Annotated in this window: 27 protein-coding genes; 16 read left to right on the top strand and 11 right to left on the bottom strand. The window is 70.4% G+C overall.

Features of this window, described 5'->3' with window-relative positions:
- Positions 1–10: 10 nt before the first annotated feature.
- The 5 genes from VNT59_RS07355 to VNT59_RS07335 form a co-directional block, all read right to left on the bottom strand.
- On the bottom strand, positions 11–2,446 hold the full coding sequence (locus VNT59_RS07355; protein ID WP_325497676.1) for a cellulase family glycosylhydrolase: 2,436 nt from the start codon (positions 2,444–2,446) through the stop codon (positions 11–13).
- Between the two features lie 529 nt (positions 2,447–2,975).
- A complete protein-coding gene (locus VNT59_RS07350) occupies positions 2,976–3,326 on the bottom strand; it encodes a nucleotide pyrophosphohydrolase (protein WP_325497675.1) in 351 nt (116 codons plus the stop codon).
- Between the two features lie 148 nt (positions 3,327–3,474).
- Positions 3,475–3,660: a hypothetical protein gene (locus VNT59_RS07345; protein WP_325497674.1), complete on the bottom strand. Its 186-nt coding sequence runs from the start codon at positions 3,658–3,660 to the stop codon at positions 3,475–3,477.
- A gap of 131 nt (positions 3,661–3,791) precedes the next feature.
- A complete protein-coding gene (locus VNT59_RS07340; protein WP_325497673.1) occupies positions 3,792–4,379 on the bottom strand; it encodes a DUF4142 domain-containing protein in 588 nt (195 codons plus the stop codon).
- A 117-nt stretch (positions 4,380–4,496) separates the two neighbouring features.
- Positions 4,497–6,608: an ATP-dependent helicase gene (locus VNT59_RS07335; RefSeq protein ID WP_325497672.1), complete on the bottom strand. Its 2,112-nt coding sequence runs from the start codon at positions 6,606–6,608 to the stop codon at positions 4,497–4,499.
- 27 nt (positions 6,609–6,635) lie between these two features.
- Between VNT59_RS07335 and VNT59_RS07330 the strand changes: the two genes are divergently transcribed.
- Positions 6,636–7,529 (top strand): DUF72 domain-containing protein, encoded by an 894-nt coding sequence (locus tag VNT59_RS07330; protein WP_325497671.1) that lies wholly within the window; start codon positions 6,636–6,638, stop codon positions 7,527–7,529.
- Between the two features lie 60 nt (positions 7,530–7,589).
- Positions 7,590–8,114: a DUF4019 domain-containing protein gene (locus tag VNT59_RS07325; RefSeq protein WP_325497670.1), complete on the top strand. Its 525-nt coding sequence runs from the start codon at positions 7,590–7,592 to the stop codon at positions 8,112–8,114.
- Here the strand turns inward: VNT59_RS07325 and VNT59_RS07320 are convergent.
- The 3 genes from VNT59_RS07320 to VNT59_RS07310 form a co-directional block, all read right to left on the bottom strand.
- Positions 8,099–8,803, bottom strand: a complete 705-nt coding sequence (locus tag VNT59_RS07320; protein WP_325497669.1) for a DUF4142 domain-containing protein — start codon at positions 8,801–8,803, stop codon at positions 8,099–8,101. The genes VNT59_RS07325 and VNT59_RS07320 overlap by 16 nt on opposite strands.
- Positions 8,804–8,925: 122 nt before the next feature.
- Complete coding sequence (locus VNT59_RS07315; protein WP_325497668.1) at positions 8,926–9,687, bottom strand: DUF4142 domain-containing protein; 762 nt, start codon at positions 9,685–9,687, stop codon at positions 8,926–8,928.
- A gap of 71 nt (positions 9,688–9,758) precedes the next feature.
- The gene (locus VNT59_RS07310) at positions 9,759–11,120 is read right to left on the bottom strand and encodes a hypothetical protein (protein WP_325497667.1); all 1,362 of its coding nucleotides are present in this window, start codon (positions 11,118–11,120) and stop codon (positions 9,759–9,761) included.
- A gap of 240 nt (positions 11,121–11,360) precedes the next feature.
- Between VNT59_RS07310 and VNT59_RS07305 the strand changes: the two genes are divergently transcribed.
- Entirely contained in the window at positions 11,361–11,801 is a 441-nt protein-coding gene (locus VNT59_RS07305; RefSeq protein ID WP_325497666.1) for a hypothetical protein, read from the top strand.
- 12 nt (positions 11,802–11,813) lie between these two features.
- On the opposite strand, the gene VNT59_RS07300 is transcribed toward VNT59_RS07305, so the two are convergent.
- From VNT59_RS07300 to VNT59_RS07290, 3 genes are all read right to left on the bottom strand, one after another.
- Entirely contained in the window at positions 11,814–12,689 is an 876-nt protein-coding gene (locus tag VNT59_RS07300; RefSeq protein ID WP_325497665.1) for a PA2169 family four-helix-bundle protein, read from the bottom strand.
- Between the two features lie 139 nt (positions 12,690–12,828).
- A complete protein-coding gene (locus VNT59_RS07295) occupies positions 12,829–13,659 on the bottom strand; it encodes a ZIP family metal transporter (protein WP_325497664.1) in 831 nt (276 codons plus the stop codon).
- Between the two features lie 116 nt (positions 13,660–13,775).
- Entirely contained in the window at positions 13,776–14,447 is a 672-nt protein-coding gene (locus VNT59_RS07290; RefSeq protein WP_325497663.1) for a response regulator transcription factor, read from the bottom strand.
- Positions 14,448–14,707: 260 nt separating this feature from the next.
- Here VNT59_RS07290 and VNT59_RS07285 point away from each other — a divergent pair, with 260 nt between their 5' ends.
- From VNT59_RS07285 to VNT59_RS07225, 13 genes are all read left to right on the top strand, one after another.
- Complete coding sequence (locus VNT59_RS07285; protein WP_325497662.1) at positions 14,708–14,998, top strand: PilZ domain-containing protein; 291 nt, start codon at positions 14,708–14,710, stop codon at positions 14,996–14,998.
- A gap of 133 nt (positions 14,999–15,131) precedes the next feature.
- Positions 15,132–15,740, top strand: a complete 609-nt coding sequence (locus VNT59_RS07280) for an A24 family peptidase (RefSeq protein ID WP_325497661.1) — start codon at positions 15,132–15,134, stop codon at positions 15,738–15,740.
- Between the two features lie 23 nt (positions 15,741–15,763).
- Complete coding sequence (cpaB, locus tag VNT59_RS07275; protein WP_325497660.1) at positions 15,764–16,609, top strand: Flp pilus assembly protein CpaB; 846 nt, start codon at positions 15,764–15,766, stop codon at positions 16,607–16,609.
- Positions 16,610–16,651: 42 nt separating this feature from the next.
- On the top strand, positions 16,652–18,295 hold the full coding sequence (locus VNT59_RS07270; RefSeq protein ID WP_325497659.1) for a type II and III secretion system protein family protein: 1,644 nt from the start codon (positions 16,652–16,654) through the stop codon (positions 18,293–18,295).
- A 10-nt stretch (positions 18,296–18,305) separates the two neighbouring features.
- Positions 18,306–18,578, top strand: a complete 273-nt coding sequence (locus tag VNT59_RS07265; protein ID WP_325497658.1) for a hypothetical protein — start codon at positions 18,306–18,308, stop codon at positions 18,576–18,578.
- Between the two features lie 161 nt (positions 18,579–18,739).
- Entirely contained in the window at positions 18,740–18,934 is a 195-nt protein-coding gene (locus VNT59_RS07260) for a Flp family type IVb pilin (RefSeq protein WP_325497657.1), read from the top strand.
- A gap of 66 nt (positions 18,935–19,000) precedes the next feature.
- A complete protein-coding gene (locus VNT59_RS07255) occupies positions 19,001–20,302 on the top strand; it encodes a pilus assembly protein TadG-related protein (protein WP_325497656.1) in 1,302 nt (433 codons plus the stop codon).
- Between the two features lie 11 nt (positions 20,303–20,313).
- Positions 20,314–20,748, top strand: coding sequence for a TadE family protein (locus VNT59_RS07250; protein ID WP_325497655.1), 435 nt, complete (start codon positions 20,314–20,316; stop codon positions 20,746–20,748).
- A complete protein-coding gene (locus tag VNT59_RS07245; RefSeq protein WP_325497654.1) occupies positions 20,745–21,185 on the top strand; it encodes a TadE/TadG family type IV pilus assembly protein in 441 nt (146 codons plus the stop codon). The genes VNT59_RS07250 and VNT59_RS07245 overlap by 4 nt, the downstream gene beginning before the upstream one ends.
- Positions 21,186–21,201: 16 nt before the next feature.
- Positions 21,202–22,353: an AAA family ATPase gene (locus VNT59_RS07240; protein ID WP_325497653.1), complete on the top strand. Its 1,152-nt coding sequence runs from the start codon at positions 21,202–21,204 to the stop codon at positions 22,351–22,353.
- Complete coding sequence (locus VNT59_RS07235; protein ID WP_325497652.1) at positions 22,350–23,747, top strand: CpaF family protein; 1,398 nt, start codon at positions 22,350–22,352, stop codon at positions 23,745–23,747. Before VNT59_RS07240 ends, VNT59_RS07235 begins: the two co-directional genes overlap by 4 nt.
- Before the next feature lie 12 nt (positions 23,748–23,759).
- A complete protein-coding gene (locus tag VNT59_RS07230) occupies positions 23,760–24,749 on the top strand; it encodes a type II secretion system F family protein (RefSeq protein ID WP_325497651.1) in 990 nt (329 codons plus the stop codon).
- Between the two features lie 9 nt (positions 24,750–24,758).
- Entirely contained in the window at positions 24,759–25,670 is a 912-nt protein-coding gene (locus tag VNT59_RS07225) for a type II secretion system F family protein (protein ID WP_325497650.1), read from the top strand.
- The last annotated feature ends 2 nt before the right edge of the window (positions 25,671–25,672 follow it).

Here is a 25,672-nt window from a genome sequence, read left to right as displayed (position 1 = left end):
TTGTCGGCGATCAGGCCTTCACGCCGGCGATGCTGCCCAGGTAGCGTTCCAGCACCGTCATTTCGTCGCCGCTGGGCACCCCCTTGCCGGCGATCACGGCAAAGACGTTGCCGCCGAACCCGTCGTTCGGGTAGTAGTTGCGGAAGCCCCAGCCGATCAGCAGCTGGTTGAACTGGCTCTTGGCCAGCTGGTCCCCGGCGCTGCCGGCCTCGCTGCCGTTCACGCGCAGGCGCTGCGCCCCCGGCTGGGAGCTGAACGCCAGCACCGCCGGCTGGTTGGCCGCGAGGGCCTGGGCCGCCGTCAACTCCACGGTGTGGCCGTTCGCGTCGATCCAGCGCGCCTGCGGCCGCCCGCCGCTGAGCGCCAGTTCCGCAGTCTGGTTGTCCTCGGCTTTCGATGCCTGGAACACCACGCCGGTGTTGCCGGCCGCGGGGACGCTGACGGCGGCCAGCGCGAAGTGGCCCTCCTCGATGCCGAAGGCGATCCTGTTCTTCGGCTTCTCCTGGATGCCCGGCTGGCTTTCCGACTTCTTGCACCAGAAGCCGAAGGTGTTCTCGGCCGAGTGGTCGCTGGTCTTGCGGCCGTTGACGACGCGCATGACCGGCACCTTCATCGTGCCGCTGGGCCCCATCTCCTTGTTGATCCAGTTGATCATCTCCATCGCGTTGCCGGGGCTCGAGCCGTAGCCCGAATCCGCCACGGCCCGCACCGCCGCGCCCTCGCCGGCCGGCCCGCCCAGCATGTAGTCGGTGTGGCCGTCGGCCAGGTCCCATTTCGAGGCCCCGTACTTGGCCAGGATCGCCATGGCCGCATCGGCCAGGCTGGTCGCGGCGTAGGCCACCGGGTCGGTCAGCGAAAACACCTTGCGCGGCGGCGGCACCTGCCCGCCCAGCTGGCCACCGTCCTCGACGGTATAGGTGAGCGTCGCGACCGAGTTGGCGGCCGGCGTGAACGTGAAGCTGTCCTGCCCGTTGGCGCCGGCCGGGATCGTCAGCACCGTCTTGCTGAACGTGCCGCCGTTGCTCGACGCGACCGTCACCCGCACCGGCGCGCCCAGGCTGCCGCGGGCATAGACCGTGATCTCCACCGGCGCGCCCGGCGCCGCGGCGCCGCCGGCGTCGTCGAACAAGGCGGCCTGGGTCAGGCCGGCGGCCGCCTTCAGCACGCCGGCCACGGCCGGCTCGAGCGTCCGGTTCTGGTGCCAGCCGGGCACGTTGTTGATGGCGTAGTTGCGGATCGGCCAGTGATTGCCGCCCATCCAGGTGTAGATCTCCACGCCTTCCTGGCGCGCCAGCGCGACGGTGCGGCGGAACATCTCCTCCCAGCGCGGATCGTCGATCGGCATGCCGATCTCGGTCAACGCCAGCTTGACGCCCTTGCTCTTGGCCCAGTCGGTCGCCATCCGCAGCCGCTCGGCCCCGGTGTCCATGTCGATCGCGCGGCCGCCCTGGCCGGCGCTGAAGTTCTTGCCCTGCTCGGTGTCGAAATCGAAGGCGAAGCCGTTGCTGTGCGAATCCAGGTACAGGTGCACCTCGTAGACCAGGTTGGCGCCTTCCAGCGGCCAGCCCGGATTGAGCTTGCCGAGCGTCATCGCCGCTTGCCACTCGTTGCCCGCCACGTAGATCGGATTGACCGTGTCCACCGCCCGGATGGCGGCGATCGCCGCCTTGGCGAAGGTCGGCCAGATGGTCAGGTCCTCGCCCCCGGCCGAAGCCACGGTGCCGCCGGGCACGGGCAGGTCGTGCGGCTCGTTCATCAGGCCGTAGCCGCCGAAGCCCGGGTGGTCCTTCAGCTTCCTGGCCGCGCGGGTCCAGAAGTCGGTGTAGTTGGCCACCTTGAGCGTGGCGCCCGGCGCCAGCGCAAAGATGCGCTCCTGCACCTGGCTGGCGTCGGTGGTCCACGGCCGCACCAGGCCGTCCTTGGCCACCGTGAGGCCGACCACGGAGCCGTCTTCCTGGTACACGAAGTCCTGGTAGCGGCAGTAGTTGTGCAGGTCGACGATGCAGGTGATGCCGGCCGCCGCGTGGGCGTCGAGGACGCCCATGATGTAGGCCTCGTAGCCGGCGTGGAATTCGCCGGGCTGGCCGATGGCGGCCCGGGCGGCGTCGTTGGCCACGGTGTCGTGCAGCATCGGCTGGAGCAGTTCCCACTGGATCGGCAGCCGGTTCCTGGTGTAGCCGATCGATGCCAGGTAGGCGGCGTCGGCCGCGCGCGGCACCGTGAAGTTCAGGTTGGGCATGCTGCTCTGGCCGTAGCGCAGCACCGGGCGCGCCCACTCCATGCCCGAGAGATTGGTGCCGATCGTCGGGCCGCTCGCCCGCACCCCGGCCGGCGCATCGCGCTGCGCGGCGGCCGCAGTGGGGGCCGCATTGGCTGCCGGGCCATCGGCTGCCGCGCCGGCGTCGGACGAGCCGCCACCGCCACCGCCGCATCCGGTCAGGGCCAAGGCAGCGGCAGCAGAGGCTGCCTGCGAAAACTCGCGTCGTTTCATTCGTTCATCCCCAGTGTTGATTCGGGCAACCCATCGCCCGGATGGGTGCCGCTCGCCGGGCGGCGCCGCGACGAGTCGCGGGGCCCGGCAGGCTGTGCAGGTCGGCGTCCCGTCCTGCGGCGTGGCTGAGGTGTGGCCTCAGCAGTGACGCGGATGTTAGTAGGACTGCGCCGACAAACGAGCGGGCAAGGGGACTACGAAACGTAAGGCAGGGGGCGCGACTTTTACCACCGTAAATTGTCACGGAATGAAGCTGATGCACGGGCGCAACAGTCCCGGCGCGGCCGCCGGCAAGCACAACCGTGCGGGTTCCGTATGGATGAGGCAGCTCACCGGCCACCGGATCCGTGAACTATTCGCAGCGGGTTTTCCCTGGCACGACGGCAGCTCGGCTGTCACGAACGACATTGCTTGTGACAGTCGTCTACGTCTGATTACGGGATGGGGTGTCGCGGAACCGCGCCGGGCGGCGCGGCGGCGGACTTCAGGGATCGTTGTACTTGCGGCTGCTGCCGCGCGCGCGCTCGACGGGGTACTTCTGCGCGTTCAGCTCGAGCTTCTCGCGCGCGGCCTGCGCGAGGTCGATCTGCAGCTTGTCGGTCAGCTGCAGCAGGTACAGCAGGACGTCGGCCGCTTCGTGGCTGACGGCGGCCAGCTTGTCGGCCGGCAGCTGCCGGCTCTGGTCCTCGGTCAGCCACTGGAAGTGTTCGAGCAGTTCCGCGGCTTCGACCGCCAGCGCCGAAGCCAGGTTCTTGGGCGAATGGAATTGCTCCCAGTCGCGGGCCGCGGCGAACTCGCGCAGGGCCCGGCTCAGCGATTCGATGGTGGCGTCCATGGGCAGATTCTGCCCCGGGGTCTGCCGCTTGGCGGCGGCGGTGGCGGCCCGCCGGCGGCGGGCCCGGCGCCGGTCGTGCGGTGCCGGGGATGAAAACAAGGATGCCTGGCGGCTTGCGCGCGCCAGGCATCCCTGGATCGGGCCGGCCTTACTTGCTGCTCTTGCTGCCGCTGGACTTCTTCTCGCCGCCCTGGCTGCTGCGCTTGCTGGTGCCGCGAGCGCTGGCGCGCTCGCCTGGCGCGGCGCTGTGCTGGCTGCCGGCCTTGCCGCCCTTGCCGGCGGGTTCCGAGCGGCTCATGCCGCTGCCGGAGGACTTGGATTCACGCGATGCCATAGAAGATGCTCCTTGGTGTGGCGCGGACGCGGCGAATGCGCGCGGCCGCAGGGCGACTCTAGAAGCGGCCCGGCACGTTTCTGTCGGCTGTGTTTGCGCCTGCATGTAGGAAGATTGACGACGCGGCTGCTTCATCCCGCGAGCTGCTGCGCCGACTGCAGGTCGCGGCGCAGCACCGGCAGCGTGCGGTCGATCCACAGGGCCAGCTCGCCGTCGCGCGTGGCACGGCGGGTGCGTTCGAGCAGCGCGATGTGCGCGGCCTGGTCCTCGATGCCGACCACGCGCACGTAGGCCGCGTCGAAATCCGGGCTCGGCTTGAGGGCAGCGAGCCGCCGCAGCTTGGTGGCCTTGTCGGCCGCGAGCTGCCCGGGCACGGCGATGCCGCGGGCGCGCATCAGCGCGGCCAGCTGCTCGCGCGACTGCCGCCGGTGGTCGACCACGGCTTGCGCGAAGCTGCGCACCCGCGGGCTGGTGGCGCGGCTGGCGGCCAGCCGCGAGACCTCGATGTCGTACAGCCCCGCGGCGGCGACGCGCGCCATGACGCTGCGCTCGCTGGACGGCGGCTGGCTCGCCACGACGGCGTGCGGCACCGGTTGCTCGGGCATCGGCGCGCAGCCGGCGACGAAGGCGCCAGCGGCGAGCCAGCACGCGAGGAACCGTGGACGGTGGGTTCTGGCGGGCATCGGGGCCGGCGCGGGCGGCCGTCCTGCCTGGGTCATGGGCTGCTCCGGATCGAAGACGTGGACGACAACCACTGTAGGGCGGCGCGCCGCGGCGCGTGTAGTCGCGGCGTGGCCGCAGCCGTAGGACGGCGTCGGCAGGTGACCGGCGCCGCGTCAGCGCCAGGCGGCGCGGGCGCGGGCGCGAACCTGCATCAGCGGCGCGCCGGCGACCGGACTGCCGGCCGTGCCGGGGGCGGCTTCCGGCCAGGTCGTGCGCTCGAACTGCTCCGCCATCGCGTCGGTGATGAACCGGCTGCGCGCGGCGTAGACATGCCGGTCGCCGCCGCCGGCCTGCTGCGTGACGTAGAAGCGATGCGGCACGATCAGGTGCAGATGTTCCCTGGCGCGGGTCATCGCCACGTACAGCAGCCGCCGCTCCTCCTCGAGCTCCTCGGCCGTGCCGGTGGCCATGTCGCTCGGGATGCAGCCGTCCACCACGTTCAGCAGGTGCACGCAGCGCCACTCCTGGCCCTTGGCGCTGTGGATGGTCGACAGGATCAGGTAGTCCTCGTCGAGCAAGGGCACCCCGGCTTCGTCGCTGGTCGCCTGCGGCGGGTCCAGCGTCAGCTCCGTCAGGAAGCGCTCGCGGGTGGCATAGCCGGCCGCCAGCCGCACCAGCTGGTCCAGGTCGAGCTTGCGCACGTGCGCGTCGTCGTGGATGCGCTCCAGCTGCGGCAGGTACCAGTCCCTGGCCAGTTCGAGGTCGGCCGGCCAGGTCGACGCCGGATCGCGCAGCCGCGCGTAGAGTTGCGCGAAGCCCTCCCAATCGTCGCGCGCGGCCGGCGGCGGCACGAAGTTGCGCAGCGTCTCGCCCGGCGCCGCGGACTGCGCCATCGCATCGAGCAGGCGCGTCGCCGTCGCCTGGCCGACGCCGGGAATGAGCTGGGTGACGCGGAATCCGGCCAGCCGCCCGCGCGGGTTCTGGGCGAACCGCAGCACGGCCAGCAGGTCCTTCACGTGCGCCGCTTCCAGGAACTTGAGGCCGCCGAACTTCACGAACGGGACGTTGCGGCGCGCCAGCTCCAGTTCCAGGGCCGCGCTGTGGCTGCTGGTGCGGAACAGCACCGCCTGGCTCTTGAGCTTGTGGCCGGCCTCGCGCTGGCGCAGCACCTGGTCGGCCACCCAGCGCGCCTGGGCCGCCTCGTCGGGCACCAGCAGCAGTTGGGCGCGCGGGCCGCCGGCGCGGTCGGTCCAGAGATTCTTGGTGTGCCGCTCGCGGGCCGCGCCGATCACGGCGTTGCTGGCGTCGAGGATCGCCTGGGTGCTGCGGTAGTTGCGCTCCAGCGTCACGATGCGCACCGGCTCGCCGCCCGCCGCGTCCGCCGGCGCGAACTGCCGCGGAAAGTCGAGGATGTTGCGCACGGTGGCGCCGCGAAACGAGTAGATGCTCTGCGCATCGTCGCCGACCACGGTGACGCCCTCCCCGCCCGGCTTCATGGCCAGCAGGATCCGCGCCTGCAGCGCGTTGGTGTCCTGGTACTCGTCGACCAGCACGTGGTCGAAGCGCGCGCCGACTTCGGCGGCCAGCGCCGGCTCGCCCAGCATCTCGGCCCAGAACAGCAGCAGGTCGTCGTAATCGAGCACGTTCTGCTGCTGCTTGGCTTCGACATAGGCGCCGAACAGGCGCTTGAGTTCGGCCTCCCACTGGCTGCACCACGGATACAGCTGCTGCAGCACGCGATCGAGCGGATCGCCGGTGTTGAGGACGCGCGAATAGATCCCCAGGCAGGTGCCCTTGAGCGGAAAACGGCTCCTGGTTTCGGCCAGCCCGATCTCGTGCCGCACCAGGCCCATCAGGTCCTCGGCGTCGCCCCGGTCGTGGATGGTGAAGGATTCGTCCAAGCCGATGCGCTGCGCGTATTCGCGCAGCAGCCGCGCACCGATGCCGTGGAAGGTCCCGCTCCACGGCAGCTGCGGCAGCGCCTGCGACGGCGCCATCCGCAGGGCCCGCTGCAGCACGCTGGCCACGCGCCGCTCCATCTCCTGCGCCGCCCGCCGGCTGAACGTGAGCAGCATCATCCGCTGCGGGTCGGCCCCGTGCCGGATCAGGTTGGCGACGCGATGCGCCAGCGTGTTGGTCTTGCCGGAGCCGGCGCCGGCGATCACCAGCAGCGCGCGCCGGTCGTGCGCCTGCTCGCCGGTGCCGTGGCACACGGCGGCGAGCTGCTGCGGGTTCAGTTCGGCGAGCGGATCGCCGTCGGCGGCGGGAGAATGATCGGACTGCATGGCGGGTGACCGCTGTATATTAATCCAGTGAGCAACATCCTCGTCGGCACGGCCTCCTGGACCGACAAGACCCTGATCGACTGCGGCCGCTTCTATCCGCCGGGCTGCAGGAGCGCCGAGGCGCGGCTGCGCCACTACGCCACCCGGTTTCCGATGGTGGAGGTCGACTCCAGCTATTACGGCATGCCCACGCCGGCCAACGCGCAGCTGTGGGCCCAGCGCACGCCGGCGGACTTCGTGTTCAACGTGAAGGCGTTCCGGCTGTTCACCGGCCACCAGACCGATCCCGGCGTGCTGCACAAGGACCTGCAGGAGGCGCTCGGCCCGAACCGGCCCCGGGTGCTGTACTGGCGCGACACGCCGGCCGAGATCCGCGAGGAGCTGTGGAAGCGCTTCATCGAGGCGCTGGCGCCGCTGAAGGCGGCGGGCAAGCTCGGCGCCGTCCACTTCCAGTTCGCGCCGTGGCTGCTGCGCAACCGCGAAGGCATGGCCCACGTGCGCCACTGCGCCGAGCGCATGCCGGACCACCTGCTGGCCGTGGAGTTCCGCAACCGGAGCTGGTTCGAGGAGCGGCACGCGGACGCCACGCTCGCCTTCGAGCGCGAGCTGGGCCTGGTGCACACCGTCGTCGACTCGCCCCAGGGCTTCGCCAACTGCGTGCCCTGCGTCTGGGCGGTGACGAATCCCGCGCTGGCCATCGTCCGGCTCCACGGCCGCAACGCCGCGACCTGGAACATCAAGGGGGCGGCCAGCGCATCCAGCCGCTTCGACTACTGGTATTCGCGCGAGGAGCTCGGCGCGATGGTGCCGGAGATCCGGCACCTGGCGGGCCTCGCGCGCCACGTGCACGTCGTCTTCAACACCAACTACGAGGACCAGGGCCAGGCGAGCGGGCGGATGATGCAGGAGCTGCTGGCGTAAAGCCGAGGTCAACGGAGGTAAGCAGACCTTGCCCGGCCGCCGGCGACTAGACTCTGCCCGATGAAATTGCTTTCCTCCTCGACGAAACGGTCCGTGGCGGCCGCCCTCATCCTGTCGGCGGCTGCCTTCGGCGCGACCGCGGCGGCGCAACTGCGGGCCCCGCGCGGTGCGGCGTCGGCGCCGGCGCCGGCCGCTTCCCAGCCGGCCGGCGCCAGCGCCGAGGACGCCGCGGCGAATGCGCAGAAGGCGGCGGGCGGCGCGCTGGCCGCCGCCGGGTGGCTGGTGCTGCTCGACCGGCGCGATTGGGGCCGCGCCTGGGAAACCTCCAGCGGCGTCTTCCGCAGCACGGTGCCGCTGGCGACGTGGATGGACGGCATCCCCAAGGTGCGCGAGCCGCTGGGCAAGCTGGTGGAGCGCTCCCAGGCCGAAGCCGTCTACAAGACCACGCTGCAGGGCCGTCCCGACGGCGAATACGCCAGCGTCATCTTCGACTGCAAGTTCGAGAACAAGCAGGTGCAGGAGATCGTCACCACCGTGCGCGAGCCGGACGGCAAGTGGCGCGTCACCGGCTACTCCACCCGCTGACCCCGCCCGGCCGCGGCGCTGCCGGGTGGCGCCCGCCGCGCGGCGGCGGCGCGGCGGCGCGTGCCCGCGGACAGCCGCTGCGCCTCGGCGAGCTGGTAGCGCAGGGCCGGCAGCGTCCGCGCGATCCACGCGCCCAGGGCCGGGTCCTGCACGGCGCCGCCGGCTTTCTCGAACACCTCGACTTCGTCCTGCTGCGCGCCGACGGCGACGGCCTCCAGGAATTCGCGATCGAACTTCGCGCCTTGCAGCCGTCCCAGGCGCGAGAGCGCGCGCCGCTGCGTGTTCTCCAGCATGGGCGCGGCCATGCCGCGCTGGTGCAGCAGGCGCAGCAACTCGTCGGCGGCGGCGCCGTGATGGGCCATCAGGTTGGTGGCCAGGGAGCGCACGTGCGGATCGCCCGAGCGGGCCAGCGCCAGGCGCGCGGCCTCGGCCTGGAACCGGCTGGCCGCCGAGGCGTCGCGCAGGAAGCGGCGCTCTTCGCGCTCGTGCGGCTCGAGCCGGCGCGCGCCGGCCACGGCGCCCGGCGCGAACATCGGACGCGCCTTGGCGGGGGGCGAGCCGGGGCCGCCGGCGCCGCGCGGCGCAGCCGGCACCGGACGGCCGTATTCGGCTTCCGTTTCGGCGCGCGCGGCCACTGCCCACAGCAACGCCGCCGCGGCGGCTCCCAGGCACCAACCCACACGCTTCATGACTGCCCCTCCGCGGCATGGCCGGCGTCGTCGCACCTGGCCCAGCCGTATCGTCGGCCACCGGGACGGCGGCGCGCTGTCGGCGCAGGCGCCGCCGCTCCGTAGGACAGCCGGCCCCGCGCTCAGCTGCCGGTCTTGTTGCCGGTCTGCGTGCCGGTGGCTGCGCCCTTGGGCGTCGCGGTGCCGACGTCGGGCGCTGCGCCAGCGGCCTTGCCGGCGTCCGGCCGGTCCGCGCCGCGATGGCCCATGGCCGCGCCACCGCCTTTGCCACCAGCGGGGGGCAGCTGCTGCGCGGCGGCCAGGTGCTCGCGCAGGTGCGGCAGCGTCTTGTCGACCCAGGCCTTGAGCTCGGGATCCTTCACGGTCTTGCTGGCCTTCTCGAATTTCCTGATGTCCTGCTGGTGGTCCTTGATGCCGATCTCGCGCACGTAGTGCCGGTCGAATTCGCTGCCGCTCAGCTTGGCAAGCTTCGCGATGTCGCGCCGCTTGGCGCGCGGCGGCGCCGCCGGCAGCTCCACCTTCTTGCCGTTGGCCAGCTGCACCAGCTCGTTGTTGGCGGCCGAGTGCTGGTCGACCAGCATGCCGGCGAAGCTCTTGACGTTCGGATCGCTCGCCTTGCTCGCCGCCAGCTGCGACGCCTGCACTTCGAACATGCCGCCCTCGGCGGCCTCCTGGATGAACTTGCGGTCGGCCCGAGCGAGCCGGTCGTCCTTGCGGGTCTCCGCGTTCCTGGTGCCGGTGCCCGCCTGCGCCGCGGGTGCGGAGCGGCCCGCGGTCGCCGACGAGCCGGTGCCGGTGCTGCCGCCGGTCTGCGCGACCGCGAGGCCGAACGGCAGGGCGATCGAAGCGGCCAGCGCAAGGGTGCGCATCGAAGATGTCTTCATTGGATCTCCTGGGGATGAAAAAGGGCGGTGCCGCAAGCGGCCCGCCCCGGAGCACGAACTGCCGTCAGCGCCTATTTCTTCGTCGACGACGAGCTGCCGGTGCTGCTGCCACTGGTTCCACTGCTGCTGCCACCCAGCCCGCTGCTGCCGGTACTGCCGGTACTGCCGCTGCTGCCGGCGCTCATCGCACTGCCGGTGCTGCCCATGCCGCTGGAGCCGCTGCTGCCCGCGGTGCCGGTGCTGCCGCCGGTGCCCATCGTCGACGACCCGGTGTTCTGGCCCTGGCCGCCGCTGCGGCTGTTGCGCCAGCTGTTGAATTCGTCGGAGAATTTCTTGTAGCGATCCTGGCGCCACGAGTGGTAGTCGTTGTCCAGGTTGCGCATCTGCTCCTCGCGCCACTGCTGGTAGTCGTGATCGTGGTGGCCGGGGCTGCCGGCGCCGTAGCTGCCGCCCTGCTGCTGGCCGGCGCCCTGGCTGCCGCTCCAGGTCCCCGAGGCCCCTTGCCCGTAGCTGGTGCCGCCTTGTCCGTAACCGGCGCCGCCGTAGCCGCCCTGGGAGCCCATGTGCTGGCCACCGCCATAGCCGCCCTGCGAGCCCATGGACTGGCCGCCATAGCCGCCCTGCGAGCCCGTGTACTGGCCGCCGTAGCCGCCCTGCGAGCCCATGTGCTGGCCGCCGCCATAGCCGCCTTGCGAGCCCATGTGCTGGCCGCCGCCGTAGCCGCCCTGCGTCCCGCCCATCTGCTGGCCATACGGGTCGTGGCCACCCATGCCGCCCTGCCCGCCGTAGCCGCCCTGCATGCCGCCATAGCCGCCGGTCTGCTGGCCGCCGCCCCAGCTGCCTTGCTGGCGCTGGCCGCCCCACTCGCCGCCGCCCGCGCCGCCCCAGGTGCCGCCCTGGCCACCCCAGCTGCCCTGGCCGCTCTGGCCCGACTGGCTGCCATAGCCCTGGCCGCCGCTGCCGTAGCCCTGGCTGCCGTAGCCCTGGCCGCCGCTGCCGTAGCCCTGGCTGCCGTAGCTGCTGCCACCGGCGCCGCCGAAGCCGGACGACTGCATGCCGCCGGCATTGCGGTTCCAGCCGCCCTGGCTGCCGAATTCGCCGCCCTGGCCGCCGTATTCGCCGCCGCGGCCCTGGCCTTGCCCGTACTCGCCGCCGCTGCTGGTGCCACGCCCGTAGCCGTGGCTCTCGCCGCCCCCGCCATAGCCGCCGTAACCGCCGGACTGCTGCGAGCCGAACTCGGACCCGCCGCCGCGCTGGCCGTAGCCCTGCGAGCCGCTGTGCTGCGAGCCGCCCTGGCTCCAGCTGCCGCGCGATTCGCCGCCCGCGCCCTGGCCGCCCTGGCCGCCCTGCCCGCCCTGGTGGCCTTGCTGGCCCTGCTGGTCACTGCCGCCACGGCCCTGCCGCTGGTTGTCGTCGTAGTCGTGTGATGCCATGTACTGCTCTCCTTGTTGACGTCGCTTGTGTCTGAACCGGTGGACAACGCGCCCTGCCGGGCCGTCGCCCCGACACGGTAGGCCGGCGCGATGAGCCTCCGTGTCGGACGACGGCGACATCGTGTAGGACTGCTCGGCATTGCCCGCGGCGCATTTCTTCACCCGGGCTTCGCACTGGGCACAAGCGCCGTTTACGCGGCCGCACAACGATGAGCCATCCCGAACAACAGGAGGTACCCGATGAACAAGACAGTCTGGATCGCGGCCGCCCTCGCCTCGGCCGGCGCGCTGACCGCCACGCCCGCCGCGGCCGCCACGTCGGTCGACGTGCAGATCGGTATGCCGGCGCAGGTGTATGTCGCCCCGCCGCCGCCGGCACCGCTGGTGCAGTACACGCCGGCGCCGCGGCGCGGCCATGTGTGGGTGCCGGCGCACTGGGAATGGCAAGGGCGCCGCCACGTGTGGGTGGACGGGTACTTCCTGCGCGAGCGCGCCGGCTACGTCTACCAGCAGCCGCAATGGGTGCGGTACGGGGATCGCTGGGGCTATCGCGACGGCAGCTGGCATCGCCGCGGCGACCGCGACCACGACGGCATTCCCGATCGCTACGACCGCGACCGCGATGGCGACGGCGTGCCGAACCGGTTCGATCGGGCGCCCGGCAATCCGTATCGCCGCTGACGCGCGGCGCGCTCAGGCGGGCTGCTCGCGCTCGCCCGGCGCGGCGGCCGCCGCCTGGTCGCGCAGCCGCCTGAGGTGATCGTGCTGCCGCTGGGACTGCTGGTACTCCCGCTGCACGGCGGCGTGCAGGTCCGCCGGCAGGTTGCGCTGCAGCGCGCCCCGCAGCCGATCGACGACCTCGTCTGCCCCGCGCTCGCATTCGGCCAGCAGCGTGGCGTTGCTGGCGCCGCCGAACAGTCCGCGGATCTGCAGCCAGACGCGCTGCGCGGCCCCGGCGACGGTGCCGCCTTCGGCCACCGTGCCACCGAGCTGCTCGATCCGCCCCTGCCACTGGACGGCGGCGGCGTCGCATTGCCGCGCCAGCTCCTCGAACAGCGCCACCAGCTCCGGCGAGCCGGCATGCGCCGCCGCTTCGCGGAAACCGAGCTGCGCGTCGCGGGCGGATTCGAACAATCCCTCCAGCGTCGCACGCACGTCCTCGGCCGCAGCCGTGCCGTCGGTCACGAACTTCGCCGACTCGGCCCGCTGCCAGGAGGCGCGCGCGGCGGGCCGCGCCTGCTCCCAGGACAGCTGCGAGATGCCCTTGCGGACCAGCCATTCGTTGGCGAGCACGCGCTCGGCCGTGTCGAATTCGCCGCCGTACAGGTGATAACTGACCCACCCGAGCTCATACGCGGTGCTGTAGTCGGCGAAGCTGCGCGATGGATCCCAGTACGGTTCGCCCGCGTGGGCCGCGAGCCAGTACTCGCCTTCGCTGAGCGGATACGCCGCATGGCCGGGATCGCCCGGGCGCACCTGCGCGCCCGCCACGACGTCAGCCGGCGGCGCCCGCTCCGGGACCGCCCCGCCGCCTGCTCGCGACGCGGCTGCGTCTGTGTGTTCGGCCATTGCAACTCCTCGCACCGTTGGGGATGCACGGATCGTGGCCGGGCCTGCAGCCGGGCGCGTCGGCGGCCGCCAGCCAAGCGCGTAGGAGGAGGCCGACGATGGCGCTTCACGCGCAGGCGCCGAATCGCGCGCCGGGACCTCAGTGCGAGTGGAACAGGCTGCTGAGGCCCGTTACGAGGGCGATGCCCACCAGCAGCCAGAAAATCTGCGCCAGCGTCTCGCGGGCCGTCAGCCGCTTCTGCAATTGCGGAATCAGGTCGGCCAGCGCAACGTAGATGAAGCTGCTGCTGGCCACGGCCAGGAAGTACGGCAGCCACCCGTGCAGCCGGTCGACCAGCCACCAGCCGACCAGCCCGCCCAGCGGCGTGACGGCGCCCGCCAGCGACACCTTGATCAGGGCGACGCGCCGGTTGCCGCTGCTGGCGCGCAGCACCGCCAGGTCGCCGATGTGGTGCGGCACCTCGTGCGCGAGCACCGCCACCGCCGCGACCAGCCCCAGCCGCAGGTCCGCGACGAAGGCCGAGGCGATCAGCACTCCGTCGCCGAAGCAGTGAACGCTGTCGCCGGTGAGCACGGCCCAGCCGCCCGAGCGCAACGGCCGCGGCTCGTCATGGTGCTCGTGCGCGCCGTGCTCGTGGTCGTGGTCGTGGTCGTGGTCGTGGTGGTGCTCGTGCCCGTGGTGCCACAGTTCCGCCTTGTCCAGGAGGAAGAAGAACACCAGTCCGAACAGCAGCACGGAAAACAGCGCCTGCGGCCCGGCCTCGCTCTCGAAGGCCTCGGGCAGCAGGTGCATGAAGGACGTGGCGAGCAGCGCGCCGGCGGCGAGACTCAGGAGGTGCTGCGGTCCCACGTGCGTGGCGGCACCGGCGCCGCCCTGGACGCGAAAGCCCAGGCGCATCAGCCCGGCGGCCAGCCACACGCTGCCGATGCCCGCGGCCAGCGTCGCGATCAGGATGGAAATCAAGGTCATGGCGAACGGGCGGGCGCGCTGCGCGGGCCGCCCCGGGATCCCTCATGGGCCGGCATTGCAGGTTGCCGGTTCTGCGGCGATCTTAACAACGGCCGCCGCGGCCGCCCCCGGCCCGCTCAGCGCAGTTCGTCGAGGTGCCGGGTGGCGTAGGCGTACAGGTCCAGCCGGTTCGAGAGTCCGAGCTTGCTGTAGATCGACGTGAGATGGTTGCGCAGCGTGTGCTCGCTGATGCACAGGCGGTCGGCGATCACCTTGCCCGGCGCCGCCGCGTCGCTGGCCACGGCGGCGATCGTCTGGCGTTCGCGCAGCGTGAGCGTCGCGATCTTCGAGCGTTCGGGATCGTCTCGGGCGGCGGCCTTCTGGCGCGCCATCTCCATGAAGATGCGGCTGGTGGCGCCGCGGTCGATCCACAGCTCGCCGTCATGCACTTTCACGATCGCCTTGAGCAGCGCCTCGGGCGGCTCGCCGGTGCGGATCACCCCGCGCACGCCGGCCATCACCGCGCTGTCCACCCAGGCGTGGTCCGCCGACCCCGTGATCAGCAGCACCTTGGCCGCCGATTTGGCGCAGAAGCTGGCCATGTCCTCGGTCCGAAGCCCGTCCGCCACCAGGACGACGACTTCCACCGGTCGTCGTTCGAGCTGCATGAGCGCCTCCTCGATCCGCGAGGCGCTTCCGACGACCTCGAACTTCGGATGCGCCGACTCGAGGAGTCGCTCGAGGCCCCACCCGACAAGGGGCAGGGCGACCACGAACACGGGGATGGAACGAGCACCGTTGTTGTTCATTGGCAGGCTCAGTCGTGGTAACGGGAAGCGTCATGGTATGGACGAACACCTTGGTTCGTCAGTTCGTGTCACGAGATGTTGCAACTTCGTACGCAAGCATGCGGTTTGGGCGCCACTCAGCCGTGCGCGGGTGCAGCGCGCGGCAGCGCGGTCCCGGGAGCTTTGTCCCACCGGCAGCCCCCACCGGCGGGCACGGGCAACCAGAAAAAAGGGCGAAACCACCCGCGACCGCGAGCCGGTGGCGCTGCAGACTTGGTCGCATGTTCGAAGAGCAACGCATCGACCCCCGTGAACGGCTGGCGCTGCCGCTCACGCTCGGGGACGGCTCGTCAGCCGTCACGCGCGACATCAGCGCCACCGGGCTGTTCTTCGAAATCGACGGCGAGCACGCGATGCAGGGCCCGGTCGACTTCGAGCTCGAGCTGCCCGAGGTCTCGATGCGGTTCACCTCATCCGGCGTGATCGTCCGGCTGGAACGCCGCGACGGCAAGACCGGGGTCGCCGTCCGGCTGATCGACCCCCGCCTGGAATACGTGGACCCCGGCGGATAGCGAACTTGTCCCGGCCGGGCGCGGCGTTTGTCCTGCCGAAATCGGGAGAACGAACCCATAGGCAAACCGCCGGCCCTGCGCCCATATTTTTCCTCCACGCACCCGACCACCAACCAACGAGAAAGGCTTGTCGATGAATACCGCATCCGCCGACTGGCTTTGGCATCTCACGGGGCCCGACCTCGGCGACGTGCGCAACGTCGTGCTGCTGCTGCTGCTGCTCGTGGCGGCGGTGATCGACGTGCGCACGCTGCGCATTCCGAACTGGCTGACCGTCACCGGCGCCCTGATCGGCCTGGCGCTGAGCGCGGCGGTGCAGTGGCAGGTGCTCGGGGTGGCGTGGGCGGTCGACGGCGCGCTCTGGTCGCTGGCGGGCCTGGCCGCCGGGCTGGCACTGATGCTGCCGTTCTACGCGCTGCGCGTGATGGGCGCCGGCGACGTGAAGCTGATGGCGATGGTCGGGGCGTTCCTGGGGCTGCCGCAGATCGTCCCGGCGGTCATCTGCGTGTTCATCGCCGGCGGCGTTGTCGCACTGGCGGCGGCCGCCTGGCGGCACTCGCTGGGGCGGGTGGCCTCGAACGTCTTCGGGATCGTGCAGTCGATGGCATTCGCCGTCCTGGCGGGAGTACGCCCCGCCCCCGCCATGCCGCCGGCCGGCTCGGTGGGGCGCCTGCCATACGGCATCAGCATCTGCGCCGGAACGTTGGCATGGCTGATCGCCAGCCACCTGCGCCTGGCCTGACGATTTTTTTGGGGAGAGTTTCCATGAGGAACATGAAGGCAATCGGTTTGTTGATCCTCGCGCTCGTCACGGGACTCGCGGCGGCCGTCTATGCGGCCGGCTGGGTGGCCCAACGCGGCAGCCTCGCATCGACCAAGGTCGTCGTCGCCGCCGTCGACATCGAACTGGGCAGCCGGGTTCTTCCGCAAATGCTCACGGTGGCCGACTGGCCGACGGGCTCGGTCCCCGCCGGCACGTTCAAGGATGCCAAGGAGTTGCAGGACCGCGTCGTGAAGACCAGCGTGCTGCGCGGCGAGGCCATCCTCGAGCGCAAGCTGTCGCCGGCCGGCACCAAGGGCGGCCTCTCGGCGGTGATCGCCGAGGGCAAGCGCGCCATGACCGTGCGCGTCAACGACGTGGTGGGCGTGGCTGGCTTCGCCCTGCCGGGCAATTACGTGGACGTGATGGTCAACACGCAGAAGGAACACGGCAAGGATGGCCAGGTCAGCATGACCGTGCTCGAGCAGGTGCTGGTGCTCGCCGTGGCCCAGGAAGCCGGGCGCGACGAGACCAAGCCGAAGGTGGTCAGCGCCGTGACGCTGGAGCTCACCCCGGCCGACGCCGAAAAGCTGGACCTCGCGCGCAGCGTCGGCAGCCTGTCGCTGGTGCTGCGCAACCAGCTCGACAAGCAGCCCATCATGACGACCGGCGTCACCCGCGCCGAACTGCTCGGGATCAAGCAGCCGGCCGCCCCCATGGTCGTCAAGGCACCGCCGGCCGTGATCCGGACCCGGGTCATGGGCGCCCCTGCCGCCATGCCGCGACCCGAGCCGGCGCCGATCTGCGTGGAGGTCATCCGCAACGGGACACGCGCGAACAACTGCTTCTGACGCACCTGCGCCAAGAACAAGAACATGTCCAGGGAGAAAACAATGAAGAACCCCCCATCGGGCCGAGCGGCGCTGTGCGCCGCCGTGCTCCTCGCCCTCGCCACCTCGGCCGCGCCCGCAGCCGCCCAGTCCGGCCCGACCGCGGCCGCAAGCAGCCCGGGCCCAGCGGCCAGCCAGCCGGCGCGCCAGGCCCGCACCGGTCCGGCCCGCGGCGCCACCGGCAGCTCGCTCGCCGGCGCGCCGCCCGGCCAGCCCGCGGGCCGGCCGTGCACTTCGGTCAGCGTCGACCCGCCGACCTATCTCACGCTCGGCAAGTCGCGCGTGGTGCGGCTGGAAGCGCCCGCCGCGCGGCTGGTGGTCGGCGGCCAGTCGGCCAGCCGGGCCGGCATGCCGCTGCCGGTCAACCCCGAACAGGCCGGCGCCGCGCCCCGTGGTTCCGCCGGCGCTGCCGCCGCCGCTCGCGGCACGGCGCACGACGGGGTGGCCGACACCGAAATCACGCTGCTCAGTCCGCACGAACTCTTCCTGCTGGGCCGGCGCACGGGCTCGATGAACGTGGTGGTGCAAAGCACCGACGGCCGCTGCGTGGTCAAGGACATCGTGGTGGCGATCGATCCGGACACGCTGCAGGCCAAGCTCGCGGAACTGATGCCCGAAGAAACCGCCGTCAAGGTCCGTGGCGCCGACACCTCGCTGGTGCTCACCGGCATGGTCAGCGACTCGGTCAAGCTCGACCAGGTCCTCACGGTGGCGAACTCGTACGCCGACAGCAAGAAGGTGGTCAACCTGCTGCGCGTCACGGCGCCGCAGCAGGTGATGCTGGAAGTGAAGATCGCCGAGGTCAGCAAGAGCCTGCTCGACCGCCTGGGCCTGGACTTCTCCCGCGCGTTCACCACCGGCGCCGGCGTCACCAACGTCATCTCCGGGATCATCGGCGGCGGCCTGTCGGTCCTGAGCCACTCCCACGGCCTGCCGCCCGGCGCGGCCGGCACCAGCAGCAACACCACGCTGGGCATCGATGCCAACAAGAAGGACGGGGTGGTCCGGATCCTGGCGGAGCCCAACATCGTGGCGATCAGCGGCCAGTCGGCCAGCTTCCTGTCCGGCGGGAAGATCTTCATCCCCGTGGCACAGGACCGCAACGGCGGCGGCACCACGATCACGCTGGAAGAAAAGGAATTCGGCGTCGGGCTGAAGTTCACCCCCACGGTGCTCGACGGCCGGGTCAACCTGAAGATCCTCTCGGAGGTCTCCGAGCTGTCGCAGACCGGCACCCCGTTCACCGCGATCGGCGGCGCCGTCGCCATCCTGCCTTCGATGGCCACGCGCAAGGTCGACACCACCGTGCAACTGGCGGACGGCCAGAGCTTCGCGGTCGCCGGCCTCATCAAGAACAACTTCACCGAGGCCCTCAACAAGTTTCCGGGCCTGGGCGAAGCGCCCGTGCTCGGCGCGCTGTTCCGCTCGTCCGAGTTCCAGAGCGACCAGACCGAGCTGATGTTCGTCGTGACGCCGCGCCTGGTGAAGCCGTTCATGGCGCCCGTGGCGTTGCCCACCGACAACCATGTGACCCCGAGCCGCTCCGACGTGATGCTGATGGGAACAGGCGAAGGCCAGCCCCTGCCGCAAGCGCCGGCTGTCATCGCACCCGCACCGGCCGTCGCGCCGGCGCCCGCCACCCGCTGAAGGAACCGCCATGAAATACGCCTGGCTACCCATCGTGGCGCTGCTCGGGGGCTGCGCCGCCTCCGTGACGCCCAACTACGACCTGCGCTTCGGCGACGCCGTGCGCGCCGCGCGGCTGGCGCAGACCATCAATCCCGCCGGCGTCAGCGACCCGAACGCGGTCGCCGGCATGGACGGCAAGAGCGCGCGCGAGGCCGCGATCCGCTACCAGGACTCGTTCAAGGCGCCGCCGCCCGTGGTCAACGTCATCAACATCGGCGGCGCGATCAGCGGCGGCCAGTAGCCGCCGCGGCGCCGAGACGATCGCACCAGCCATCCTGTTTCACAACGCAGTGCCGGCACGGCCGGCGGAAAGGAGCGACTGACCATGTCCTAGCCCAGACCTTCCGACGATCCAAGCAGTCGCCAATTTTTTTCAACCATTCATTTTTTTCGAGGTGAATCATGGACAAATTGATGCAAAGCCTGAAGACGTTCGCACGGGAAGACGATGGCTCCCAGGTGATCGAGTACGCGCTCATCATCGCCGTCGTTTCGATCACGCTCGTGGTTGCCCTGCGCAACCTGACCGGCTCGAACTTCAGCGCGTTCATCGGCCGCGTCGGCACCTGCCTGACCGACGGCGCGAACTGCGTGTGACGTGCGCGTGAGGGGAGAGGCGTGGCGCGGTGCGCCGCCTTTCCCCGCACGAGCGAAGAGCTTGCCATGGGCAGCGTCATCCGGCTCCAACGGCAGCGGGGCGCCATCATTCTCACGGTCTGCATGGCCCTGCTGTTCCTGCTCGGGTTCATGGGGATCGCCGTGGACCTGGGCCGCCTCTTCATCGTCCGCAGCGAACTGCAGACCGCCATGGACAGTTGCGCCCTGGCGGCCGCCCAGGAGCTCGACGGCGTCGGCTCCTCGATCAACGGCGTCAGCGATTCGATCTCGCGCGCCCGCAGCGCCGGCATCACCGCCGGCAACCTGAACCGCGTCAACCTGCAGTCGCCCGACTGGAGCGCGCAGGGACAGATCACCGAGGCCGACCTGACCTTCATGGCCGCCGACCTGACGCCGACCACCGTGCCGTCGTCCGCACGCTACGTGGAGTGCCGCCACCAGCAGCCCAATGTCAGGATGTTCCTGCTGCAGGCCATGGGTGCGTTCATTCGCGACGCGAGCGCCTTCCCGGCGACCCGCAACGTCCTGGCCCGCGCCATCGCCACCCGCGGCAGCTCGCAGACCACCTGTCCCCTGCCCCTGGCCCTGAGACCCAAGACGGGCGGCGTCGCGCCCGACTACGGTTTCGCGGTCGGCGAATGGGTCACCCTGCTGATGGGGCCGGGGGAGGCCGGCAACGGCGAGATCGGCTGGGCCAACCTCGACGGCAGCAATGCGGCAAACGAGACCGTCGCGGAAATGAACGGCAAGTGCGGGACCCGCGTCGGTGACCACCTCGGCACGCCCGGCGTGCAGGCCAACGTCGTCGACGTCTGGAACGAGCGGTTCGGCATCTACAAGAACACCGTGGATCCGGCCACGCATCGGCCCGACATGACGGGCTATGCCTACACCACCCACAACTGGCCGGACGCGCGCAACGCATACGACGGCACGCCGAGCTCGGACCCGACCGGGACGGCGGGCAACTTCGTCGCCAAACGGCTGGCCTTCGCCTCCTGCGCCAACACCGACACCCGCACCAACGTGCAGGGGCTGCACGTGTGCGAGACGATCATGGCGCTCTCCCTGAACAGCTTCCAGAAGATCGCCGCCCCCGGGCCGACGGCGAGCGGCGGCCACCGCGACTACGGCATCAGCCGGCGCATCGCGCTGGTGCCGGTGGTCAACGGCAGCAACGACGTCATGGATTACGCCTGCATGCTGATGCTGCAGCCGCTGAGCATCCCGATGGCGCCGGTGCAGCTGGAATACCGGGGCAATGCCGGCACGCCCGGCAGCCCGTGCGTGACCACCGGCTTTCCCGGCGGCGTGGCCGGCCCGCTGGTTCCGGTGCTCGTTCGATGAGGAGCAGGCCGATGAAGAACCAACGCGGTGTCGCCCTGGTCGAATTCGCACTGGTGCTGCCGTTCCTGCTGCTGCTCACGTTCATCGTCACGGAGTTCGGCCGGGCCATGTACCAGTACAACGCGCTCACCAAATCGGTGCGCGACGCCACCCGCTATCTCTCCACCCAGATGCCGGGCACCCATGTGACCGAGGCGAAGAACCTGGCCGTGTACGGCAACCTCACCGGCAGCGGGACGCCCCTCGTGCCCGGCCTCACGATCGCGAAGGTGCAGGATCCGACGTGGCAGACGGTCAGCGGCACACCGACGATCAACACGGTTCGCATCACGATCAGCGGCTACACGTTCCAGCCGCTGTTCTCGGGGGCGTTCGGCGCCACCTTCTTCGGCGGGGAATCGATCACCTTCTCGCCGATCAGCGCCACGATGAGGACCTACCTATGAAATCCCGGCAACGCGGCGCGACGGCGATCGAGTTCGCGCTCGTGATCCTCATCTTCTTCACGTTCTTCCTGGGACTGCTCGATTTCGCGCGGCTGCTCTTCACCTGGAACGCGGCCAGCGAAGCAGCCCGCGCCGGCGCCCGGTACGCCGTCGTGTGCGGCGCGACCGGCGGCGCCGGCGATGCGCAGGTGCTCGCGCGAATGAAGGTTCTCCTGCCGGAGATCACCGACATCGACGTGACCTGGAGCCCGCCCAGCTGCGACCCCACGACGTGCATCGGGGTCACCGTCACCGTCCAGGGCCTGGACTTCCGGTGGATCTCGCCGATCGCGGGTCTGGCGACGCCGATCGCACCGCTGCTGCTGCCCCAGTTCAAGACCTTCCTGACGCGCGAAGTGATGCACCAGGACCCCAACAGCGACGCGATGTGTTCATGAAGCCAGGAGGAGCCCGATGAAAGTTGCAGTCATTTCGCCGAACCCGCAACACCTGCAGCAGCTGGGCGTGCTGCTCGATGCCGGGGGGCACACTGCCGTGCTGTTCGACGGGGGCAAGACCCGCATGCGGGCGGTCGCCGAGGAGGAGCAGCCGCAGCTGATGCTGGTGGACGGCATGTGCTGCGACGCCGACGAGCTCGCGCCCGTCGAATACGTGACGACGCACCACCCGGGAACGGCCGTCATCCTGCTGTGCGCGACCCAGACCCCGGAATTCCTGCTCAATTCGATGCGCGCCGGCGTGCGCGAGGTGCTCCCCTCGCCCGCGCCGGCCGCCGCGGTGCAGGCGGCGGTCGAACGGGTGGAGGCCAAGCTCGCGGGGGCGCGGCTGGGCCGCCAGGGCAAGGTCCTCGCCTTCGTCCCGTGCAAGGGCGGCAGCGGCGCCACCTTCCTGGCGACCAACCTCGGCTACCAGCTGGCCGAGACGCGCTCGGTCCTCCTGATCGACATGAACCTGCAGTTCGGCGATGCGCTCGCGTTCGTGCACGACGGCAAGGCCGCCTCGACGCTGGCCGACCTGGCCAAGGACATCGGCCGGCTGGACGCGTCGCTGCTGGCGGCCAGCACCGTGAAGGTGACGCCGAATTTCAGCGTGCTCGCCGCGCCGGACGACCTGGCCCAGGCCATGGAGATCAAGCCGGAGCACATCGACCAGATCGTCGCCGTCGCCGCCGCCAACTACGACTTCGTCCTGCTCGACATGCCGCGTGCGCTCGACACGATCGCCATCCACGCGCTCGACCGGGCGCACCGCATCTACGCCGTGCTGCAGGCGGGCCTGACGTCGGTGCGCCATGCCGCCAAGCTGCTGGAAGTGTTCCGCTCGCTCGGCTATGGGCCGGAGAAGACGGAGCTGATCCTCAACCGCTACGAGAAGACCAACGAGATCGGCGTGGAGGAAGTGCGCCGCTCGGTCGGCAACGTACGCGTCAACACCGTGCCCAACTCCTACAAGGAGGTCAACGCCTCGATCAATCACGGCGATCCGCTCGTGAAGGTGTCGCGCACCAACACGGTGGCGCGCCACCTGGCCGACCTGGCGGCGGCGCTGAGCCCCAGGCACGAAGAAAACCGCGGCCTTCTCGGCCGCCTGTTCCGGAGAGCATGAACATGGTCCCAGCATCGGTCATCAGCCTGGAACGCGAGCGCGGCTCGCTGCGCGACAAGCTCAACGTGGCATCCGGCGGCGAGGGCGCGCCGCGCACCCAGCACGCGGTCGGCGGCGATACCTACAAGGCGCTCAAGAGCAGGATGCACTTGAAGCTGCTGGAGCTGTTCGACCTTGCCGCGCTGGAAACGCTGGCGCCGGACGTGCTGCGCCAGGAAATCGCCGTGATGGTGGAACGCCTGCTGCAGGAGGAGCAGGCGGCGGTCAACGACGTCGAGCGCGGCTCCCTCATTCGCGACATCCAGCACGAGATGCTGGGTTTCGGACCGCTCGAGCTGCTGATGGCGGACCCTGCCGTGTCCGACATCCTGGTGAACTCCTACCAGCAGATCTACGTCGAGCGGCGCGGCCGCCTCGAGCTGACCAACGTGACGTTCACCGACGAGAAGCACCTGCTGCGGATCATCGACAAGATCGTGTCGCTGGTGGGCCGTCGCATCGACGAGTCCAGCCCGATGGTGGATGCGCGGCTGCCGGACGGATCGCGGGTGAACGCCGTGATCCCGCCGATCGCCATCGACGGGCCGATGATGTCGATCCGCCGTTTCGCCCATACCCCGCTGCAGATGGCCGACCTGGTCGGCGACGCGCTCAAGACCCTGACGCCGGAGATGGCGGCGCTGCTCGAAGGCCTGATCCGGGCCAAGGTCAACATCCTGATTTCGGGCGGGACCGGCGCCGGGAAGACGACGCTGCTGAACATCCTCTCGAGCTACATCCCCGACAGCGAGCGCGTGGTGACGATCGAGGACGCCGCCGAGCTGCAGATGCAGCAGCCGCACGTCGTGCGCCTGGAAACCCGGCCGCAGAACATCGAGGGTCGCGGCGAGGTCACCGCCCGCGCGCTGGTGCGCAATGCGCTGCGGATGCGGCCCGACCGCATCGTGATCGGCGAGGTGCGCGGCGGCGAGGCCTTCGACATGCTGCAGGCGATGAACACCGGTCATGAAGGATCGCTCACGACGATCCACGCCAACACGCCGCGCGACGCGATCGCGCGGCTCGAGAACATGATCGGCATGGCGAACCTGAACCTGCCGCACAAGGCCGCCCGCCAGCAGATCGCCTCGGCCATCACCCTCGTCGTGCAGGTCCTGCGGCTGGTCGACGGCCGCCGCAAGGTGGTCAGCATCCAGGAAATCACCGGCATGGAAGGCGAGGTGGTCACCATGCAGGAGATCTTCGGCTTCAAGCAGACCGGCCTGGGCGCGGACGGCCTGGTGCAGGGCTATTTCCAGGCCTCCGGCGTCCGGCCCAAGTTCATGGAGCGGCTGCGCACCTACGGCGTGAGCCTCTCCGACGCCATGTTCGACCCGCTGCGCCGCCAGCACTGAGCGGAGGCTGCCATGCTCTCGATCCTCGGCAACAACTTCATCGTGCTCACCGTGCTGCTGTTCATCACGGTGCTGCTGCTGCTCGAAGGCCTCTACCTGCTGTGGCGGGCGAACCATGGCCCGCAGGCGACCCGCCTGCAGCGGCGGCTGCAGGACCTGGCGACCGCCCGCCGCGCCACCCAGAACGCCCAGCTGCTCAAGCAAGGGGCATTGAGCGACGCGCCGGCCATGCAGCGGATGCTCCAGGGTTTTTCCAGGATGCGCCTGCTCGAGCGGACGATCATGCAGTCGGGCCTGAACTGGACGGTCTCCCGGCTCCTGACCGGCTGCGCGGTGCTGGCGCTGGCCGGCTGGGTGGCCATGAGTTCGGTCGCGCATGAGACGGCAACGATGTCGGCACTCGCGGCGCTCGCCGCCGCGTCCCTGCCGCTGCTGTACCTGCACCGCCGCCGCAAGCAGCGCCTCGCCCGGATCGAGGCCCAGTTGCCGGAGGCGCTGGACCTGATGTCGCGGGGGCTGCGCGCGGGGCACGCCTTCTCCTCGGTGCTCAAGATGGCCGGCGAGGAGCTGGCGCAGCCGGTGGCCGGCGAATTCCGCGGCGTGCACGAGGAGGTCAACTTCGGCATTTCGCTGCAGCAGGCCCTGACCAACCTGAGCGAGCGCGTGCCGATCACCGACCTGCGCTATTTCGTCGTGGCGGTGCTCGTCCAGCGCGAATCGGGCGGCAACCTGACCGAAATCCTGGACAACCTGAGCCGGCTGCTGCGCGAGCGCGCCAAGCTGCTGGGCCGGGTGCGGGTGCTGTCCGCCGAGGGCCGCATGTCCGCCTGGATCCTCGTGATCATGCCTTTCGCCCTGGCAGCGGCGATGAACCTGGTCAACCCCAAGTTCATGAGCCTGCTGTGGACCGATCCCATCGGCATCTCGCTGATCAAGTTCATGCTGGCCCTCATGGTGTTCGGCGTGCTCGCCATGCGGCAGATCATCCGCATCCGCGTATAGGAGTCCGACATGGTCATTCTGATGACGTTGATCTTCATCGCCGTGGCCTCCGCGCTCGCCGGCGCCTACGTCTGGCTGGCGCCCAGCCGCACCCGCCAGCGCCTGCAGACGATCGCGCCCGCCGCCGCCCCGACCGAGTGGCGCGAGACCGTGGTGCGACTGGCCGGGCCGCTGTCGCGCCTGTCCGCCCCCGAGGGCGATTGGGAATCGTCACCGCTGCGCCTGCGGTTCATGAATGCCGGCATCCGCAGCGAAGACGCCCGGCTCATGTACTTCGGCGCCAAGACCGTGCTGCCGGCGCTGCTCGCGTCCGGGACCTACTTCGCGCTGCGCGCCTTCAACGAAGCGCACACGCTGACACTGCTGATGTGGGTGCTGCTGGCGGCCCTGGTCGGCTGCTATCTGCCGAACCTGCTGCTGCACCTGAAGCTCAAGGACCGCCAGCTCGAGATCTTCCACTCCTTTCCCGACGCCGCCGATCTCATGCTGGTGTGCATCGAAGCCGGCCTGGGGCTGGACGCGGCCCTGACGAAAGTGGCCGACGAGATCAAGCGAAAGAGCATGGCCCTCGCCGAGGAGCTGCACCTGACCACCCTCGAAATGCGCGCCGGCGGCACCCGCGAGAAGGCGCTGCGCAACCTGGCGCTGCGCACCGGACTGGAGGAGATCGGCACGTTCGCGACGATGCTGACGCAGGCCGACAAGTTCGGCACCAGCGTCGGCGATTCGCTTCGGGTGTTCTCCGACGACCTGCGCCACAAGCGGCAGATGCGCGCCGAGGAACGCGCCGCGAAGATCCCGACCAAGATGCTGGTGCCGCTGGTGCTCTTCATCTTTCCCTCGATCATCATGGTGATCCTGGGCCCGGCGGTGATCACGATCGTCCGCACCATCCTGCCGCTGCTCGGCAGCAGCAGGTGAGC

The sequence above is a fragment of the Ramlibacter sp. genome (assembly GCF_035554825.1).
Lineage (GTDB): Bacteria > Pseudomonadota > Gammaproteobacteria > Burkholderiales > Burkholderiaceae_C > Ramlibacter.
Note: the sequence above shows the minus strand (reverse complement) of the source record. Positions and strands in the feature narration are given on the sequence as shown.

Coding starts and splice junctions, on each gene's coding strand:
- VNT59_RS07350 (WP_325497675.1), bottom strand. CDS start 3,326: ATGGACGCCACCATCGAATCGCTGAGCCGGGCCCTGCGCGAGTTCGCC.
- VNT59_RS07345 (WP_325497674.1), bottom strand. CDS start 3,660: ATGGCATCGCGTGAATCCAAGTCCTCCGGCAGCGGCATGAGCCGCTCG.
- VNT59_RS07340 (WP_325497673.1), bottom strand. CDS start 4,379: ATGACCCAGGCAGGACGGCCGCCCGCGCCGGCCCCGATGCCCGCCAGA.
- VNT59_RS07335 (WP_325497672.1), bottom strand. CDS start 6,608: ATGCAGTCCGATCATTCTCCCGCCGCCGACGGCGATCCGCTCGCCGAA.
- VNT59_RS07325 (WP_325497670.1), top strand. CDS start 7,590: ATGAAATTGCTTTCCTCCTCGACGAAACGGTCCGTGGCGGCCGCCCTC.
- VNT59_RS07320 (WP_325497669.1), bottom strand. CDS start 8,803: ATGAAGCGTGTGGGTTGGTGCCTGGGAGCCGCCGCGGCGGCGTTGCTG.
- VNT59_RS07315 (WP_325497668.1), bottom strand. CDS start 9,687: ATGAAGACATCTTCGATGCGCACCCTTGCGCTGGCCGCTTCGATCGCC.
- VNT59_RS07310 (WP_325497667.1), bottom strand. CDS start 11,120: ATGGCATCACACGACTACGACGACAACCAGCGGCAGGGCCGTGGCGGC.
- VNT59_RS07305 (WP_325497666.1), top strand. CDS start 11,361: ATGAACAAGACAGTCTGGATCGCGGCCGCCCTCGCCTCGGCCGGCGCG.
- VNT59_RS07300 (WP_325497665.1), bottom strand. CDS start 12,689: ATGGCCGAACACACAGACGCAGCCGCGTCGCGAGCAGGCGGCGGGGCG.
- VNT59_RS07295 (WP_325497664.1), bottom strand. CDS start 13,659: ATGACCTTGATTTCCATCCTGATCGCGACGCTGGCCGCGGGCATCGGC.
- VNT59_RS07290 (WP_325497663.1), bottom strand. CDS start 14,447: ATGAACAACAACGGTGCTCGTTCCATCCCCGTGTTCGTGGTCGCCCTG.
- VNT59_RS07285 (WP_325497662.1), top strand. CDS start 14,708: ATGTTCGAAGAGCAACGCATCGACCCCCGTGAACGGCTGGCGCTGCCG.
- VNT59_RS07280 (WP_325497661.1), top strand. CDS start 15,132: ATGAATACCGCATCCGCCGACTGGCTTTGGCATCTCACGGGGCCCGAC.
- cpaB (WP_325497660.1), top strand. CDS start 15,764: ATGAGGAACATGAAGGCAATCGGTTTGTTGATCCTCGCGCTCGTCACG.
- VNT59_RS07270 (WP_325497659.1), top strand. CDS start 16,652: ATGAAGAACCCCCCATCGGGCCGAGCGGCGCTGTGCGCCGCCGTGCTC.
- VNT59_RS07265 (WP_325497658.1), top strand. CDS start 18,306: ATGAAATACGCCTGGCTACCCATCGTGGCGCTGCTCGGGGGCTGCGCC.
- VNT59_RS07260 (WP_325497657.1), top strand. CDS start 18,740: ATGGACAAATTGATGCAAAGCCTGAAGACGTTCGCACGGGAAGACGAT.
- VNT59_RS07255 (WP_325497656.1), top strand. CDS start 19,001: ATGGGCAGCGTCATCCGGCTCCAACGGCAGCGGGGCGCCATCATTCTC.
- VNT59_RS07250 (WP_325497655.1), top strand. CDS start 20,314: ATGAAGAACCAACGCGGTGTCGCCCTGGTCGAATTCGCACTGGTGCTG.
- VNT59_RS07245 (WP_325497654.1), top strand. CDS start 20,745: ATGAAATCCCGGCAACGCGGCGCGACGGCGATCGAGTTCGCGCTCGTG.
- VNT59_RS07240 (WP_325497653.1), top strand. CDS start 21,202: ATGAAAGTTGCAGTCATTTCGCCGAACCCGCAACACCTGCAGCAGCTG.
- VNT59_RS07235 (WP_325497652.1), top strand. CDS start 22,350: ATGAACATGGTCCCAGCATCGGTCATCAGCCTGGAACGCGAGCGCGGC.
- VNT59_RS07230 (WP_325497651.1), top strand. CDS start 23,760: ATGCTCTCGATCCTCGGCAACAACTTCATCGTGCTCACCGTGCTGCTG.
- VNT59_RS07225 (WP_325497650.1), top strand. CDS start 24,759: ATGGTCATTCTGATGACGTTGATCTTCATCGCCGTGGCCTCCGCGCTC.